We start from the raw sequence: 579 nt of genomic DNA on the forward strand, positions 1-579 counted from the left end.
GCCGCCGAGTTCGATCCCGGGTTCTTCGGGATCAGCCCGCGTGAGGCGCTGGCGATGGATCCGCAGCAGCGGTTGCTGCTGGAGGCGTCGTGGGAGGCGATCGAGCGGGCGGGTCTGGACCCGGTGGGGTTGCGCGGCAGCCGTACGGGCGTCTTCGCGGGTGTGATGTACCACGACTACGGCCTCGGTACCCCCGCGAAACCAGCGGTGGAAGCCTGGTGTCCGGCCGGGTGTCGTACACCTTGGGGCTGGAGGGTCCGGCGGTCACGGTGGACACGGCGTGTTCGTCGTCGCTGGTGGCGTTGCACTGGGCGGCGCAGGCGTTGCGTTCGGGTGAGTGTGATCTGGCGCTGGCCGGTGGTGTGACGGTGATGTCGACGCCCGGCATGTTCATCGAGTTCTCCCGGCAGCGTGGCCTGTCGGTGGACGGGCGCTGCAAGGCGTTCTCCGCGGAGGCCGACGGCACCGGCTGGGGTGAGGGCGTCGGCATGCTGCTGGTCGAGCGGCTCTCGGACGCCCAGCGCAACGGCCACCAGATTCTCGCGGTGGTGCGGGGTAGCGCGATCAACCAGGACGGTG

The 579-nt window shown here is 70.1% G+C and carries 1 pseudogene; it reads left to right on the forward strand.

The window, feature by feature from the left end:
- Window positions 1–579 (forward strand): annotated as a pseudogene (locus ACFFRH_RS44510) (polyketide synthase); the annotation flags it as partial.

Origin of the sequence: Streptosporangium vulgare, from assembly GCF_042428775.1 — a bacterium.
Taxonomy (GTDB): Bacteria; Actinomycetota; Actinomycetes; order Streptosporangiales; family Streptosporangiaceae; genus Streptosporangium; species Streptosporangium vulgare.